Consider the following 15,880-nt stretch of genomic DNA (forward strand, 5'->3'; position numbering starts at 1 on the left):
CTGTGCGCGAGGGGGGACTTGAACCCCCACGCCCTTGCGGGCACTGGCACCTGAAGCCAGCGCGTCTACCTATTCCGCCACTCGCGCGAGACCGTGTTTCCACGAACTCAACTTCCCGAGGATATCACGCCACCGACGGCCCCCGAGCCGCTATCCGAGGCCCAATGCATGGTCCGTTCAGCCTCGCTGACTACGATGAAGCAACCATCCGCCTGCCTGAGGAGCCCAGTGGGACTACTTGACAGCTTCGAGAAGGGTCTCGAGCGTGCCGTCAACGGCGCGTTCGCCAAGACCTTCCGCAGCGGCGTCCAGCCGGTGGAGATCGCATCCGCCCTCCGCAGCGAACTCGACAAGAAGGCCGCCGTCGTCAGCCGCGACCGCATCCTCGTTCCGAACGCTTTTACGGTGCGCCTGTCCGACACCGACGCCGAGCGCATGAACGCCATCGGCCCCGCCCTCCTCGACGAGCTGCGCGGCCTGGTCGAGAAGCACGCGAAGGCCCAGGGGTACTCGTTCTCGGGTGCGGTCTCGGTCGCCCTTCAGGACGACCCGCAGCTGTCGACGGGCACCGTCCGCGTCGATTCCAACTCGAATGCGGGCGCCCGCGTGTCGTGGCAAGCCGTGCTCGACATCGACGGCACGCGGCATCCGATCGTCGCCGCGCGAACCGTCATCGGCCGCGGCAGCGACGCCGACATCACCATCCCGGATGCCGGCACCAGCCGGAAGCACGTCGAGATCCTCTGGGACGGCGAGCGCGCCATGGTGCGCGACCTCGGTTCCACCAACGGCACGCAGCTCAACGGCGCGCGGGTCAGCGAGGCCGCCCTGCCGTCGGACGGCGTCGTGCGCATCGGGCGCACCGACATCGTCTTCCGCGTCGTCCCACAGGCTCAGGCCCCCGCGCGTCCTCGGATGTCGGCTGCCGACGCGACCCGTATGTACGACACCCGAGGTGACGCCCGATGAGTCCGCTGACCCTCCTGCTGCTGCAGATCGGCTTCCTGGTGCTGCTGTGGTTCTTCGTCTTCGCCGTCGTCTATTCGCTCCGCGCCGACCTGTTCGGTGTGAAGGTGCGCAAGCTCCCCGAGCCGGCGGCCGCCGGTGCCGCCCCGGCCGCGAGCCCGGCGGTCACCCGTCCGCCCACGTCATCGCCGGATGCCGCCACGGCGGCGGTCGGCGCCGTGGGGACTCCCCCGCCGGCAGGCAAGGGTGGAAAGGCGACGACCGACGCCGTGTCGCGCATCGTCATCACCAGCGGCCCCAAGGCCGGGCTCGAGCTTCCGCTCGGCTCCGAACCGCTGACCATCGGTCGCTCGAGCGAATCGGGTCTCGTCATCCGTGACGATTACACGTCGAGCCACCACGCGCGTCTCGTGCTGTGGGGCAACCAGTGGATGATCCAGGATCTCGACTCGACCAACGGCACGTGGCACGACGGCGAGCGCGTCGCTTCTCCGGTTCCGGTCGTCGTGGGAGCGCCGATCAAGGTCGGCGCGACGACGTTCGAACTGCGGAAGTAGCCCGCACGCATGGTCTTCCAAGGGTCCAGCGCCGCCATCTCGCATACCGGGAAGGTGCGCTCGAACAACCAGGACTCCGGCTTCTGCGGCTCGAACCTGTTCGTCGTCGCCGACGGCATGGGCGGGCACGCCGGCGGTGACGTCGCGTCGAGCCTCGCGGTGCGACGGCTCGAGAGCCTCGATCAGGCCTTCTCGTCGACCACCGAGGCCGAGGCCGCCCTGCGCGAGGCGCTGGCCGACACCGCCGCCGAGCTGATCAGCACCGTCAAGGTGCGCCCCGAGCTCGCCGGCATGGGCACCACCGTCAGCGCTCTCGTCATGGTCGACGAATACGCCGTCATCGCCCACATCGGCGACTCGCGCCTGTACCTCTTCCGCGACGGAGCACTCACACAGATCACGACGGACCACACGTTCGTCCAGCGCCTGGTCGACTCGGGCCGCATCACGCCGGAGGAGGCTCGCTACCACCCGCGTCGCTCGGTTCTGATGCGTGTGCTCGGCGACATGGACCCCGATCCTGAGATCGACACGTTCGTCATGCCCACGCAGCCCGGCGATCGGTGGCTGTTGTGCTCCGACGGCCTCTCGGGCGTCGTGGACGATGCGCACACGGCGAAGGCGCTCGGTCAGGGCTGGGCTCCCGGCCGCACGGCCGACAGCCTGCTGAAGCAGGCGCTCGACGGCGGCGCGCCCGACAACGTCACGATCGTCATCGTCGACGTCGGTGGGCAACACCCGCTGTTCAGCGGACCGCCGACGGTCGTCGGTTCGGCTTCGCACCCGCTCGGCATCGAGGTGCCCGCGGCTCGCCCGCAGCGCAGCAGCTGGCTGCATCCTGCCCGCCAGGCCGCGAACGAGCCCACGCACTTCGAGCCCGCGGCTGAGTTCCTCGAAGAGCTCATCGAGGAGGACCGCCGCCGCGCGCGCCGGCGCCGACTCACCTGGTTCGCCGGCTTCATCGTCATCCTCGCGGCGATCGGGGTCGTGCTGTTCGGCGCCTACAGCTGGACGCAGACCCGCTACTTCGTGGGCGTCGACGAAGACACGGTCGTGATCTACCGCGGCATCCCGCCGAGCATCGGACCGATCTCGCTCTCCTCGCCAGAGGAGGACACCGGAATCCCCCTCGCGGACCTGGCTCCGTATCAACTCGACCTGGTGAAGCAGGCGATCACGGCCGACTCGCTCGCCGAGGCGCAGGCCATCGTCGAGAACCTGCGTGTGGACGGAGGATCATCGTGACCGGCACCGCCGTCTCGGCCGACACCTCGGTCATCAAGGCACTGCGCAAACTGCGGATGCCGCAGACGCAGCGCAACCGCGAGCTCGGCTTGCTGCTCTTCGCGTTCGTGATCAACGCCGCCGCCCTCGCCCTCGTGCAGCTCGGGAAGAACGGGGCGATCGACTCGTCGTTCCTGGTCTACTGCGCCGTGCTCGACGCGCTCGCACTGGCGATCCACGTGGTGCTGCGCCTGCGAGCACGCGACGCCGATCCTTTCGTCGTTCCGATCGCCACCCTGCTGTCGGGCATCGGCATCGCCATGATCTACCGCATCGACCTCGAGGGCACGTCCGAAGGCTGGGACATGCTGGCCGTGCGTCAGATCGTCTGGTGCGCGATCGCCTTGGTGGCCGCGCTCATCGTGGTGATCGCCCTGCGCAACTACCGCGTGCTCTTCCGGTACACGTACGTCTTCGGCTTCGCGGGCATCGCGCTCTTGCTGCTGCCGTTCGTCCCGGGCCTGGGTGTCGAGGCCGGCGCCGACGTGTGGGTGTCGATCGGCGGCATCGTCTCGTTCCAGCCCGGCGAGCTGGCGAAGATCGCCCTGGCGATCTTCTTCGCGGGCTACCTGGTGCGCACGCGCGAGTCGCTCACGTCCGTGGGCACCCGGTTCCTCGGCGTGACGTGGCCCCGGGCACGCGAGCTCGGCCCGGTGCTGGTCATCTGGGCGATCTCGCTGGGCATCATCGTGCTCCAGCGCGACCTGGGCACCGGAACCCTGATCTTCGGCATGTTCATCGCGATGCTCTACGTCGCGACGGGAAAGACCAGCTGGGTCATGATCGGCCTCAGCCTGGTGCTGGCAGGGGTGATCCTCGCCTCGCAGGTGCTGCCGTACGTCAACGGTCGCTTCCAGAACTGGCTGAACCCCTTCGACCCGAACAACGTCGATGCCGCGGGCGGCAGCTTCCAGCTCATCAACGGCCTCTACGGACTCGCCAAGGGCGGGTTCATCGGCACCGGGCTCGGCCAGGGTCGCCCGTGGATGACACCGCTGTCGCAGAGCGACTACATCTTCCCGAGCCTCGGTGAAGAGCTCGGCCTCATCGGCGTCTTCGCTCTGCTGTGCCTCTACATGGTCTTCACGAGCCGCGGCGTGCGCATCGGCCTGGCGGGCCAGGACGACTTCGGCAAGCTGCTCGCGACCGGCCTGTCGTTCACGATCGCGCTGCAGGTGTTCATCATGGTCGGCGGCGTGACCCGGGTCATCCCCCTGACGGGCCTGACGACGCCGTTCCTCGCAGCGGGCGGCTCGTCGCTCGTGGCCAACTGGATCATCGTGGCCCTCCTTCTCCGCATCTCGGATGCGGTTCGCTCTCGACCCCGGGTGGTGATCGGATGACCAAGGAACTGCGGCGACTCAGCTTCGTGATGCTGGCGATGTTCCTCGCGCTGTTCGTCTCGACCAGCTGGATCCAGGTGATCCAGGCCCAGGCGCTCAACGAGAACCCAGGCAACCGGCGAACGCTGTACGACTCGTTCGAGGTCCAGCGCGGGTCCATCATCGCGGGCGGCTCGGTCGTTGCGGCATCCGTGCCGAGCGGCGACATCTACTCGTGGCAGCGCCAGTACACGGATGCCGCCCTGTGGGCGCCCATCACGGGCTGGATCAACCCGGTGCTGGGCTCGTCGACGGGCATCGAGCAGATCATGAACCAGTCGCTCTCGGGCACCGACGACACGCAGTTCCTCGCCCGCCTCGAGCAGATCATCTCGGGTGCACCCGCGCGCGGGTCGAACGTGCTGCTCACGGTCGACCCCAAGATCCAGCAGGCCGCGTTCGACGCACTGCAGGGGTACGAGGGGGCCGTCATCGCGAGCGACCCGTCCACCGGACGCATCCTCGCGATGGTGACGAGCCCGAGCTTCGACACCAACGTGCTGGCGTCGCACGACTCCGCCGGTGTCAACGCCGCGTACGACGAGCTCGCAGCCGACCCGCTCAAGCCGCTGTTCAACCGCGCCATCGGCGGCGACCTCAACCCACCAGGGTCGACGTTCAAGCTCGTCGTGGCCTCCGCCGCACTGTCGTCGGGAAAGTACACGCCCGAGTCGACGTTCCCGAACCCCGCGACCTGGACGATCCCCGGCACGAGCAACACCCTCCACAACTTCGACCTCGGCACCTGTGGCCCCGGCGACACGGTCACCCTGGCGACCGCGCTCCGACTCAGCTGCAACATCCCGATGGCCGAGCTCGCGGTCGAACTCGGCGACGACGCCATCCGCGAAGAGGCCGAGAAGTTCGGGTTCAACAGCGAGATGGAGATCCCGCTCCCGGCGGCCGCGTCCGAGTACCCCCGAGGACTGAACGACGCCCGCACGGCGCTCTCCGGCTTCGGTCAGGGGGACGTCGTCGCGACGCCGCTGCAGATCAACCAGGTCTCGGCCGGCATCGCGAACGGCGGCATGGTGATGAAGCCGCAGCTGCTCGACTCCGTCGTCGCACCAGACCTGACGGTGCAGGAGAAGTTCGAGCCGAGCGAGTTCGGACGTGCGCTCAGCACGGATGTCGCCGAGCAGATGCGAACCCTCATGGTCGCCAATGTCCGTGATGGTGCGGCGAGCGGTGCAAGAATAGACGGCGTCGATGTCGCCGGAAAAACGGGCACTGCGGAGCACGGTCCAGGCGATCCGTACACGTTGTGGTTCACCGGCTTCGCGCCGGCGGATGACCCCCAGGTGGCCGTCACAGTGATGGTCGAGAACGGGGGCGGCCAGGGGCAGGCCGGGACGAGCAGCGGGATCGCAGCCCCCATTGCGAAGAAGGTTATCGAGGCGGTGCTGAACAGATGAGACCCATGCAAGGCGTGAGCTTCGGCGGGCGTTACGAACTGGATTCGCGGATCGCGATCGGCGGTATGGGCGAGGTGTGGGAAGCCACTGACCACGTCATCGGCCGCACGGTGGCGATCAAGATCCTCAAAGACGAGTACATGGGTGATCCCGGGTTCCTCGAGCGCTTCCGCGCCGAGGCCCGTCACGCTGCACTCGTGAACCACGAGGGCATTGCGAGCGTCTTCGACTACGGCGAAGAGAACGGCAGCGCGTTCCTGGTCATGGAGCTCGTCCCCGGCGAGGCGCTATCGACCATCCTCGAGCGCGAGGGCTCGCTGTCGTCGGACAAGACGCTCGACATCGTCGCCCAGACCGCATCGGCGCTGCAGGCTGCGCACGCGGCTGGCCTCGTACACCGCGACATCAAGCCGGGAAACCTTCTCATCACCCCCGACGGCCGCGTGAAGATCACCGACTTCGGCATCGCGCGCATCGCCGATCAGGTGCCGCTGACAGCGACCGGTCAGGTCATGGGCACGGTGCAGTACCTCTCCCCCGAGCAGGCCTCGGGGCACCCGGCATCCCCGGCGACCGACATCTACTCGCTCGGCATCGTCGCGTACGAGTCCGTCGCGGGCAAGCGTCCGTTCACGGGTGAGTCGCAGGTCGCGATCGCCATGGCGCAGATCAACGAGCAGCCTCCGCCGCTGCCTGCGACCGTTTCCGACCCGGTGCAGAGGCTCATCCTCGCGATGATCGCGAAGAAGCCCGATGACCGTCCGGCATCCGCGTCGGCCGTCGCACGGGCGGCATCCGCCCTCCGCCGCGGAGATCTGGCCGCGGCTCACGCTGCGGTCCCGGCGATCGCGGCCGGCGCCGGCACGAGCGACATGACGCAGCTGTTGCCCTCAGAGGGAGGCGACACCGCGACTCTGCTGCTGCCGGCAGGCGCTGCGGCGGCCGGTGCCGGGCTCGCCGCTGCGGGCGCTGCAGGCGCCGGGTCGGACGCCGCGGCTGCCGACGCCGATCTCAACGAGACGCCCAAGCGCAAGCGCAGCCGGTGGACCTGGCCTCTCGTGGCGCTCATCGCCCTGCTCGTCATCGTGCTCGGCGGCACGCTCTTCGCGCTGCTCTCCGGCGGCGGTGACCCCGATCCCGCTCCCTCGAGCCCGAGCAACTCGGCACCGTCCACCCCCGCAGACACTCCCTCGGCGCCGGCGACCCCGAGCACCCCGTCCTCGATCAACGTCGACGGACTCGGCCTCACCGGCCGTTCGTGCGAAGACGCTCTCGCCGTCGCCGAGCGCGCCGGCCTCGAGAACGTCACCTGCGCTCCCGGCAACCCCGCTCCGAGCGAGGATCAGGTCGGCCAGGTCTACGACGTCGTCCCGCTCGGCAACGTCAAGCCCACCGATTCGGTGACCCTGACGTCGTACGCCGAGCAGAGCCCGCTCGAGGCGCCGGCCGCACCGACCATCCAGTCGAACGGGCAGACCGTCACCAGCGTCACCGCGGGCTCGACCGTGCAGGTCATGTGGTCGAGCTACACGTGCCCCGCGGGTCTGACCCCGTCGGAGTACCGCTTCACGGTCTCGGGCGGCACGTTCGCCAACGGCCAGACCACGTCGAGCTTCAGCCTCAACCAGCGCCCGGCTCCGGTCACCGTCGGAGACTCCGGAGCCCTTTCGGTCACGTACACCGTGACGTGCGCGGGTGAGAGCGGCGACCGCACGTCGCCCGCCTCTTCCGAGGCGGCCGCCACGATTCAGACGGCGCCGTCGCCGACCCCCAGCCAGAACGGCAACGGCGGCAGCAACGGCGGCGGAAACGGCAACGGCGGAAGCAGCAACGGCGGAAGCAACAACTGACCGAGTTCGACCATGAGTCCAACATCCGAGTACGAGTCGAACGCAGGGAGTGACGTGTCGGCAGAGCAACGTGTGCTGTCAGGGCGCTACCGCATCGACGAGCCCATCGGGCGCGGCGGCATGGCGAGCGTGTATCGAGGGTACGACGTCACCCTCGGGCGAGACGTTGCCATCAAGGTGCTCAAGCGCGAGCTGGCCGACGACGCGGGCTTCCGCATGCGGTTCAGGCTCGAGGCACAGGCGGCGTCGCGCATGGCGCACCCGTCGATCGTGCGGGTGTTCGACGCGGGTGAGGACACCGAGACCGACCCGGACGGCAGCGAGCATTCGGTGCCGTACATCGTCATGGAGCTCGTGACCGGACGCCTGCTCAAAGACATGGTCGACGCCGGGCCCATCGCCGAGGCGGATGCGGTGCGCTACGTCGACGGCATCCTCGAGGCCCTCGAGTACTCGCACCGCGCCGGGGTCGTTCACCGCGACATCAAGCCCGGGAACGTCATGATCACCGACGCGGGGGCCGTGAAGGTGATGGATTTCGGCATCGCACGCGCAGTGTCCGACTCGTCGTCGACGGTCGCCGAGACGACCGCGATCATCGGCACGGCCGCCTACTTCTCTCCCGAGCAGGCCAAGGGCGAGCCGGTCGACGCGCGCGCCGACCTCTACTCGACCGGCGTCGTTCTCTACGAGCTGCTGACCGGGCGCGCGCCCTTCCGCGGCGAGACGCCCGTGGCCGTCGCCTACCAGCACGTCAGCGAGGCGCCGCTGCCGCCGTCGGAGATCTCCGACGAGGTGCCGCGCGCGCTGGATGCCGTCGTGCTGCGGGCCCTCGCGAAGAGCCCCTTCCAGCGGTTCCAAGACGCCACGGAGTTCCGGGCCGCCCTCGAGCAGGCCGTCGGCGGCAAACAGCCGACGAAGCGTCAGATGGGCGCGCTCGCTAGCGAGCTCTACGGACCCGACCCGCGACATGCAGCCGAGACGGCACGCTCGCTTCGTCAGCTCAGCACCGACAACACCATGCGGCGGACGCAGTCCGGTCCCCCGGTCAGCTGGATCTGGGCCGGCGTCGCGGTGCTCGCGGCGCTGCTCATCGCGGTGCTCATCTGGGTGCTGGCCTTCCGCGACGCGGGCACGACCGTCCCCAGCACGTCGCGCGTCGTGCCCGAAGTCGCCGGCAAGTCGTGGGACCTCGCGGAGAACCTCATCGCGGAAGCCGAGCTGAATCCCGTCCGCTCAGACCGCAGCGACGACACGGTACCGGCGGGCGACGTCATCGACACCGAGCCCGCCGCCGGCATCACCCTGTCTCCCGGACAGCGTGTGACGGTGTACGTGTCGACGGGTCAGGAGATGGCCACGGTCCCGCCCTTACAGAACCTCTCTCGCACGGAGGCGACCGAAGCGCTGCAGCGTGCCGGTCTGCAACTGGGCACCGTACGCTCGCGCAACGACCCGACCCTGCCTGCCGGCACGGTCATCGAGGCCTCGGCGCCGGAGGGCTCTGCGCTCGCCATGGGGTCGTCGGTCAACCTCGTCGTCGCGAGCGGCACCGTGACTCTCGTCGATCTCACCGGATACACGGTCGAGGCCGCCGAGCGCGAGCTGCAGCAGGAGTCACGGCAACTGGTGCCCGAGGTGGTCGAAGACCCGGGCTGCGCCGCGGCTGCGGGAGGACGAACCGTCTCATCGCAGTCGCTCGCGCCGGGAGAAGTGCCGATCGGGTCGACCGTCACACTCCGGGTCTGCACCGGAAGCTGAGGACTCACCTCCGCGAGGGTCGACTCGCGGAGGTATCCCTGCGGTGAGGATGCAGTCGCGCGCCGAGTTCGGCTGCGCCCGCCAGCCCTGCCGACGCGAGCCAGTTGCCGAGCATTCGATAGCCGCCGTCGGTCAACACGGACTCGGGGTGGAACTGCACACCGACGATGGGCGCGTCGCGATGTGCGATCGCCATGATCGTGCCGCCCGGAGCCCGAGCGGTCACCCGCAGCTCGTCGGGGACGGTCTCCGCATGCACCGCAAGCGAGTGATACCTGCCTGCCGTGAACGTCGCGGGCACCCCTTCGAAGAGGAATGACCCGTCATGCCGAACGTCAGAGGTCATGCCGTGCATGAGTTCCGGCGCTTCCGTCACGATCGCACCGAACGCGACCGCGATGGCTTGATGCCCGAGACACACCCCGAGTAAGGGGATCGCGGATACCGCCGCCGCGCGCACGACGTCGATCGAGGCGCCGGCGCCCTCGGGGGTCCCCGGGCCGGGTGAGACGAGGATGCCGTCGAAGCCCGCGATCGCGCGCGACGGATCGGCCACGGCATCCGATTCCACCATCTCGGTCTCGGCCCCGAGCTCGTGGAGATACCCGACGAGAGTGTGGATGAAGCTGTCGTGATTGTCGATCACGAGAACGGCGGTCACCCGACCGTCGACTCCTCGCCGGGGGCGAAGAACGGCGCGACGGCGGGGAACACCCAGAAGAACAGCGCGTAGACGACGGCGGCCGCGAGAATGAGGAGGAAGACGACCCGGAGCCACCAGGGACCGGGCAGAACTCGCCACAATGCTCCGTACATCAGGCGGGGGCTCCCTCTGTCAGCGATGCCGGCGGACCCGCCGACGTCGGGGTGAACTCTTCGAACACCGCGTACGAGATGATGCGTTCGAGCATGTTGAGCTTCGGCGCGCAGCTCGTCAGGGTGAGGTACTTGCCGTTGGCGCTGAGGTCGACCTGCTGCGGAACAGGGTTGAGCACTTCGATCGCGGTGTCCTGCACGTACTCGACGTTGCGGAAGCGGTAGGTGTACCAGCCGTCCTGGGTCTGGATGACGATCGCATCGCCGACCACGAGGCGGTCGACGGGGTCGAAGGGAGCACCGGAGGTCCATCGGTGTGCCGCGACGGCCATGTTGCCGTCCGCGCCCGGCATCGCCGATCCCTCGTAATGACCGATGTGTCCCTTGTCGAGGATCGCCTTCTTCCCCGTGCCGTTCGCGATCGTGAACTGCCAGTCGGGGCCGAAACGCGGGATGTACATGACGCCGAACTCGGCGCCCTGCTCGGGCTCGGCGAGAACCGGGATGGCGGCGGGGCCGGGAGTCTCGGGATCGCCTGCGGGAGTCTCGCTGGGCGTGGGCGACTCCTGTGCCTGAGCCTGCCACTGCTGCGAGAGCGCCTGCGCCTCGGCCTGTTTCTGCGAGCCGATGATCATGTCGCCGAACCACATCTGCCAGCTCACGAAGAGCAGCATCACGACGCCGGCCGTGAGAAGGAGCTCACCGAACACGCTGATGACGCTCACACGACGTCGCGGGCGCGACTGCGAGCGACGTGAGCGTCTGGTCGACGTACGGGTGCTCTCCACAATCGCCGAGTTTATCCTTCGGCCCTGGGGGTGGTCGCAGAGAAGACCTCCATTTCACCCGACCACCGACGGGCGGGTGAACCGGGTGAATCGTTGCCGACGCGTTTCGGATCGCTTCTGCGGTTCGGCGTGCTCGCTCGCCGTATCCCGGTTCGCGGTATCGGCATCGACGAGCCCGCGGACCGAACCCGGGGTCGGGAGATCTATCCAAAGCCGGATGCTGCCGGTTCTGACGCCGGCGCCGTTCACCACGGCCGCGCCGCCGATGTGGTCGAGCAGAGGATGCATCTCGGCCGCGACCGGCTCGGGCAGATACCCGACGCCGCGACCGTTCGAGAAGACGGCGACGTTGCCGCGTCCGCGAGACGCGTCGACCTCGGTGCGCAGAACGTAGGTACGCGGGCGACGGGTCTGACGCTCCCGGTCGTTCACGAGATAGTGGGTGCGCTCCAGTCTCACCGCGCGAGACGGTAGCTGTCGCAGATCAGGAAGATCGTCGTGCCGCCTCACTCGACCGGTGAATGCGTGTACGACCTGTTCCCACCATGCGGGCATGTCGGCCCCTCTCGATTCGGCATGCCATCACCGGAGCGGAGCACGTTCCCACTCTCCCACGGCGGCCTGTGGGAGACCTGACCGGCGGAGCCGGGGAGACCCGGGGTCCGGCGGCTAGGATTCTCCCATGGCATCTTCGAGCGACCACGACGACCCGACCGTGGAGCGACGCCCCGCAGATGACGCACCTAACCCGGTCTGGTTCAAGCCGATCATGCTGGGGCTGATGCTCATCGGACTCGTGTGGGTGCTCGTCTTCTACCTCAGCAGCTCCACGCTGCCCGTGCCCGGCATCGGCGGGTGGAACCTGGTGATCGGTTTCGGCATCGCCTTCGTGGGATTCCTCATGACCACGCGGTGGCGCTGAGCGCCATCCACATGGGGTGAATCACACCGGTGTGATTCCATCCCCACCTGGGGATAGACCTGTGGATAACTTTCGTCAGTACAGCGCGAGCGGCACCGCGAGCAGGGCGATCAGCCCGACGGCTGTGGCGCCGAGCAGCCAGATCTGCAGGCGCTGACGGCGGATCGTGCGCGTGCGCGCATAGATGAGTCCGACCAGCGCGCCCACCGCGAGGCCGCCCACGTGCGCCTGCCATGAGATCTGGACACCGCCACCGCCACCGAGCCCGCTCGTGAGAAGCGGCAAGAAGGTGATGACGAGATTGATGCCGAGGACGACGGCGATACCGGTGATGTTCGCCCCGATATGGCGACCGATCACGAGCAAGGCGCCGAAGAGGCCGAAGATGGCACCCGAGGCTCCGACGACAGCCGACGTGAAGCCGAACAGCACGACGGCGACGGATCCCCCGAGGCCGCTGAGCAGATAGAGCCACACGAAGCGACCGCGTCCGAGCATCGGTTCAAGGCTGCGCCCCAGCATCCAGAGCGCGAGCATGTTGAGCCCGACGTGCCAGAATCCGCTGTGCACCAGCAGCACCGTGAACAGGCGCCACGGCTCGAATGATCCTGTGAACGACGGGTAGAGCAGAGGCGGGATGAGCGCGAGCGCCTGCTTCACCATCAGCCCCGCGCCCGGGATGAGCCCGACGACGAAGGCGAAGAACGTCACGCCGATGATCGCGTAGGTGGCCAGCGGGGGCGAGTCGTCGGAGCGCACCGCGCGGAGGATGCGCGGTGCGCGGCGGGGACGTGGCGCGCCCGAGCTCTTCTGCTGATCACGCAGACATTCGGGGCAGATCACACCGACGGGCATCTGCGTCTGGCATTCCGCGCAGATGGTGCGCAGGCACCGTTGGCAGAGCACGAAGCTCTGCCGGTCGGGATGCCGGTAACAGAAGTTGTCGGGATTGCTCCGCAGCTCGGACGCGCTCACGTAGCGCTCAGACCGCCGCGACGTCGATCGACGAGATGACGACGGCGTCGACCGGACGGTCCTGTGCGCCGGTCTTCACCGCGGCGATCGTGTCGACGACCTGACGCGACGCGTCATCCGCCACCTCACCGAAGATGGTGTGCTTGCCCTGGAGCCACGGGGTGGGGTCGGTCGTGATGAAGAACTGCGACCCGTTCGTGCCCTCGGCCTTGCCGGTGATCGCGTTGCGGCGCAGACCCGCGTTCGCCATGGCGAGGATGTAGGGCTTCTGGAAATCCAGCTCGGGGCTGATCTCGTCGTCGAAGTTGTAGCCGGGGCCGCCGATGCCCTGTCCGAGCGGGTCGCCGCCCTGGATCATGAAGTTCGGGATGATGCGGTGGAAGATGACGTTCGTGTAGAGGGGGCCCTCACCGGGCCGGCCCGTCGCGGGGTCGGTCCACTCCTGCGAACCGTCCGAGAGGCCGATGAAGTTCTTCACCGTGCGGGGGGCCTGGTCGCCGAAAAGGTTGACGACGATGTCGCCGTGGTTGGTGTGGATCGTCGCTACTGCAGTGTGCTGAGGCATGTGTGCCATTCTCGCACCTGTCAATGCCCTGCTGGCTGGAGCGCACTCTGGCAAGATGAGGGAAAACGTCCCACGATGCAGGGAGGGCCCACGTGAGCCTCAGCCGCAAGCGCAAGAAGCAACTCCGCAAGCTCCAGAAGCAGGCGAACACCCTGTGGGAGTCGCAGCAGGTCCTGATGGGAGAGGCCGCCAAAGTCGCACGCGACGCCGGCCACCAGCTGGGCCACTACAACCGCGAGCACGTCAAGCCCGCCGTCCAGAACACCTATGAGCAGTACGCCGCGCCGTACGTCGACAAGAGTGTTCGCGCGACCCGCAAGGTCTACAACGGTGCCCTCATTCCGGCCGCCGGTGCCGTCGTGGGCGGCGCCCTGTCGGTGTGGGATGCGGCGAACGACACCCGTGGTCGCCTCGCCCATGGCCGCGGCGTCGACCTCGATCTGTCGTCGGTGAAGAAGAAGGCCGCTAAGTACGGCAAGAAGGCGACCAAGAAGATCCAGTCGCGCGCCTCGCTCCCCGAGCCGAAGAAGAAGCGCGGCGCCGGTGGCGTCATCGCTCTGATCCTCGGTGTGGCCGCTGCAGCCGGCGTGCTGTACGCCGCATGGCAGACGCTGCGCGCCGACGACGAGCTGTGGGTTGCCGACGACCCGCTGCGCGCTCCCGACGCCTGAATCGGATGACCGAAGATCTCGAGCCCACGTCTCGTGTCCGCCTCGCAGCGGCCGAGCGTGGGCTCGATGTCGTCGTACGCCCGCGCCCCGACGCGCGCAGCCTCGACGAGGCTGCCGCGCTCCTCGGACTCGAGCCCGACGACATCGTGAAGACCCTCGTCGTCAAGCGCAGCGACGACACGTACCTGTTCGCGCTCGTCCCCGGCGATCGGGTGATCTCGTGGCCGAAGCTCCGCGCCCTCGTCGGCGTGAACAAGCTCCGGCTACCCGAGCCCGAGCTCGCCCTCGCGGCGACCGGCTACGAGCGCGGCACGATCGTGCCGATCGGCAGTACCCACGACTGGCCGGTCTTCGCCGATTCGTCGATCGTGGGTCGACGGATCGCGATGGGTGCCGGTGCGCACGGTTACAGCCTGTTCGTCGACGCCGATGCCCTGGTCGCCGCGTACGGCGCGACCGTCGCCGACATCACCGAGCAGCGATCGCGCTGACCCAGCCCCGTCACCGAGCGGCGGGCCGTAGCCGACCGGCGAGCACGATGGTGATGGCCGCGAGAGCGGCGGTCGCCGCGAACACGGTGGCGATCGCGGCCGGCAGGCGGTCGGCGGCTCCCGTCGCCGACGCGACGATCGCGCCGCCGATGCCCGCGACGAGGGCGGTGGCGAGGGTCTGCGCCAGCTGCAGCGCGCTGCTCACCTGTCCCTGCTGCCCTTCGGCCGCCTGCTCCATCGTGTCCGTCGTCGACGCATTGAAGGCGATACCCATCCCCAGTCCACCGACGGCCCAGCCGGCGATCGCGATCCAGGCGGGAACCGCGTCGACGAGGGCGGTGACGGCGATCGTCAGGGTGCCCAGCAGCAGGATGATCGCTCCCATCGCGACGGCCCTCGAGCGGCGCCCCTGATGGCGACGGTCCCACCGGGCCTGGAGCAGAGAGCCCGCCACCCAGGTCAGCGCGCCCGCGGAGAGCGCCAGCCCCGCCGCCGCCGGCGTCTGCCCTCGCAGTTCCTGGAAAGCCAGCGGCAGGAACGCCTCGCTGCCGAAGTAGGCGCCGCTGAGCAGCAGGCGCACGATGACGCCCGCGCCGAGACCCGGGCGCGCCGACAGAGTTCCCTCGGGCGTGACTCGACGGAACGACGGAAGCGCGACCAGAAGGCCGACGATCACACCGGCCGCCGTCAGCGCGAGGTTCCCGAACAGGAGAGCCTGGAGCAGAAGCGCGGTTCCCAGCGTGAGCAAGAGCGAACTGGCCAGGGGCCTGCGCCACCACCGCACTCCCCCATCCGAAGCCGTTTCGGCGCGCCCCGGTCCGGCATCCGTCATCCGGCGTAGGCGCGGAAGCGTGAGCGCCATCGCGGCGACGATCAGCGGCACCATGGCAACGAACACCCAACGCCAGCCCACGAGGTCGGCGGCGAGCCCCGCCAGCAGTGGCCCGACGAGCGAGGGAATCGTCCACGCCGATGACAACAGCGCGAACATCTGGCCTCGCAGCACTTCCGGGTATGCGCGCCCGATGACGGTGTAGCTCGCGGCCATCACCGCACCGACGCCGATTCCCTGGACCACCCGACCCACCAGGAAGAGCGGCCATGATCCGACGGCACCCGCGATCACGCAGCCCGCGAGGAACACGAGCATGCCGATCATCAGGGGACGTGACACTCCTCGGCGATCCGCCATGTGGCCCGCGACGACGGTGCCCATGATGTTCGCGAGCATGAGCGCCGAGAGCCCCCACCCGTAGGCAGCGAGTCCATCGAGATCGCGCGCGATCACCGGCAGCACGGTCGCGACGCCGAGCGACTCGAACGCGACCATGCCCACGGAGAGCAGGATGCCCGCTGTCAGCGCGCGGTGTCGGTCGTCGAGGACTCCGACTCGACTCCCCCGGTCTTCCGTCATGTCTCATCCCTTCGACGCCGTAA

The 15,880-nt window shown here is 68.5% G+C and carries 17 protein-coding genes and 1 tRNA gene; 10 read left to right on the forward strand and 8 right to left on the reverse strand.

Annotation, left to right across the window (positions count from 1 at the left end):
• Positions 1–3 precede the first annotated feature (3 nt).
• A tRNA-Leu gene (locus ACU6RU_RS12830) sits at positions 4–87 on the reverse strand.
• A gap of 141 nt (positions 88–228) precedes the next feature.
• Between ACU6RU_RS12830 and ACU6RU_RS12835 the strand changes: the two genes are divergently transcribed.
• From ACU6RU_RS12835 to pknB, 7 genes are read left to right on the forward strand one after another with little or no spacing between them, the layout of a single operon-like run.
• On the forward strand, positions 229–969 hold the full coding sequence (locus tag ACU6RU_RS12835) for an FhaA domain-containing protein (protein WP_446726731.1): 741 nt from the start codon (positions 229–231) through the stop codon (positions 967–969).
• Complete coding sequence (locus ACU6RU_RS12840; protein ID WP_446726732.1) at positions 966–1,523, forward strand: FHA domain-containing protein FhaB/FipA; 558 nt, start codon at positions 966–968, stop codon at positions 1,521–1,523. Before ACU6RU_RS12835 ends, ACU6RU_RS12840 begins: the two co-directional genes overlap by 4 nt.
• Positions 1,524–1,532: 9 nt before the next feature.
• Entirely contained in the window at positions 1,533–2,768 is a 1,236-nt protein-coding gene (locus ACU6RU_RS12845; protein ID WP_446726733.1) for a PP2C family protein-serine/threonine phosphatase, read from the forward strand.
• 56 nt (positions 2,769–2,824) lie between these two features.
• Positions 2,825–4,150 (forward strand): FtsW/RodA/SpoVE family cell cycle protein, encoded by a 1,326-nt coding sequence (locus tag ACU6RU_RS12850; protein WP_289331542.1) that lies wholly within the window; start codon positions 2,825–2,827, stop codon positions 4,148–4,150.
• The gene (locus ACU6RU_RS12855) at positions 4,147–5,604 is read left to right on the forward strand and encodes a peptidoglycan D,D-transpeptidase FtsI family protein (RefSeq protein WP_446726734.1); all 1,458 of its coding nucleotides are present in this window, start codon (positions 4,147–4,149) and stop codon (positions 5,602–5,604) included. The genes ACU6RU_RS12850 and ACU6RU_RS12855 overlap by 4 nt, the downstream gene beginning before the upstream one ends.
• A complete protein-coding gene (locus ACU6RU_RS12860; RefSeq protein WP_446726735.1) occupies positions 5,601–7,454 on the forward strand; it encodes a protein kinase domain-containing protein in 1,854 nt (617 codons plus the stop codon). The genes ACU6RU_RS12855 and ACU6RU_RS12860 overlap by 4 nt, the downstream gene beginning before the upstream one ends.
• Before the next feature lie 12 nt (positions 7,455–7,466).
• Positions 7,467–9,215, forward strand: coding sequence for a Stk1 family PASTA domain-containing Ser/Thr kinase (pknB, locus tag ACU6RU_RS12865; protein WP_289330528.1), 1,749 nt, complete (start codon positions 7,467–7,469; stop codon positions 9,213–9,215).
• Positions 9,216–9,219: 4 nt separating this feature from the next.
• Here the strand turns inward: pknB and ACU6RU_RS12870 are convergent, their stop codons facing one another.
• The 4 genes from ACU6RU_RS12870 to ACU6RU_RS12885 form a co-directional block, all read right to left on the reverse strand.
• Positions 9,220–9,876, reverse strand: coding sequence for an anthranilate synthase component II (locus ACU6RU_RS12870; RefSeq protein WP_446726736.1), 657 nt, complete (start codon positions 9,874–9,876; stop codon positions 9,220–9,222).
• The gene (locus tag ACU6RU_RS12875) at positions 9,873–10,031 is read right to left on the reverse strand and encodes a hypothetical protein (RefSeq protein WP_183045331.1); all 159 of its coding nucleotides are present in this window, start codon (positions 10,029–10,031) and stop codon (positions 9,873–9,875) included. The genes ACU6RU_RS12870 and ACU6RU_RS12875 overlap by 4 nt, the downstream gene beginning before the upstream one ends.
• A complete protein-coding gene (locus tag ACU6RU_RS12880; protein ID WP_446726737.1) occupies positions 10,031–10,756 on the reverse strand; it encodes a class E sortase in 726 nt (241 codons plus the stop codon). The genes ACU6RU_RS12875 and ACU6RU_RS12880 overlap by 1 nt, the downstream gene beginning before the upstream one ends.
• Before the next feature lie 117 nt (positions 10,757–10,873).
• Positions 10,874–11,278, reverse strand: coding sequence for a hypothetical protein (locus ACU6RU_RS12885; protein WP_289330526.1), 405 nt, complete (start codon positions 11,276–11,278; stop codon positions 10,874–10,876).
• A gap of 223 nt (positions 11,279–11,501) precedes the next feature.
• Between ACU6RU_RS12885 and ACU6RU_RS12890 the strand changes: the two genes are divergently transcribed.
• Positions 11,502–11,741 (forward strand): cell division protein CrgA, encoded by a 240-nt coding sequence (locus ACU6RU_RS12890; protein WP_120263910.1) that lies wholly within the window; start codon positions 11,502–11,504, stop codon positions 11,739–11,741.
• Positions 11,742–11,816: 75 nt separating this feature from the next.
• Here ACU6RU_RS12890 and ACU6RU_RS12895 read toward each other — a convergent pair whose 3' ends face one another.
• A complete protein-coding gene (locus tag ACU6RU_RS12895) occupies positions 11,817–12,716 on the reverse strand; it encodes a rhomboid family intramembrane serine protease (protein WP_446726738.1) in 900 nt (299 codons plus the stop codon).
• Between the two features lie 7 nt (positions 12,717–12,723).
• Complete coding sequence (locus ACU6RU_RS12900) at positions 12,724–13,281, reverse strand: peptidylprolyl isomerase (RefSeq protein ID WP_434543648.1); 558 nt, start codon at positions 13,279–13,281, stop codon at positions 12,724–12,726.
• 92 nt (positions 13,282–13,373) lie between these two features.
• On the opposite strand from ACU6RU_RS12900, the gene ACU6RU_RS12905 reads away from it, so the two are divergent.
• Together ACU6RU_RS12905 and ACU6RU_RS12910 are read left to right on the forward strand one after the other, a co-directional pair.
• Complete coding sequence (locus ACU6RU_RS12905) at positions 13,374–13,952, forward strand: DNA helicase (protein ID WP_120263913.1); 579 nt, start codon at positions 13,374–13,376, stop codon at positions 13,950–13,952.
• A 5-nt stretch (positions 13,953–13,957) separates the two neighbouring features.
• Positions 13,958–14,443: an aminoacyl-tRNA deacylase gene (locus ACU6RU_RS12910; RefSeq protein WP_289330523.1), complete on the forward strand. Its 486-nt coding sequence runs from the start codon at positions 13,958–13,960 to the stop codon at positions 14,441–14,443.
• 10 nt (positions 14,444–14,453) lie between these two features.
• Here the strand turns inward: ACU6RU_RS12910 and ACU6RU_RS12915 are convergent, their stop codons facing one another.
• On the reverse strand, positions 14,454–15,857 hold the full coding sequence (locus tag ACU6RU_RS12915; protein ID WP_446726739.1) for an MFS transporter: 1,404 nt from the start codon (positions 15,855–15,857) through the stop codon (positions 14,454–14,456).
• Positions 15,858–15,880: the final 23 nt, after the last annotated feature.

The sequence above is a fragment of the Microbacterium sp. F1-18 genome (genome assembly GCF_052921305.1).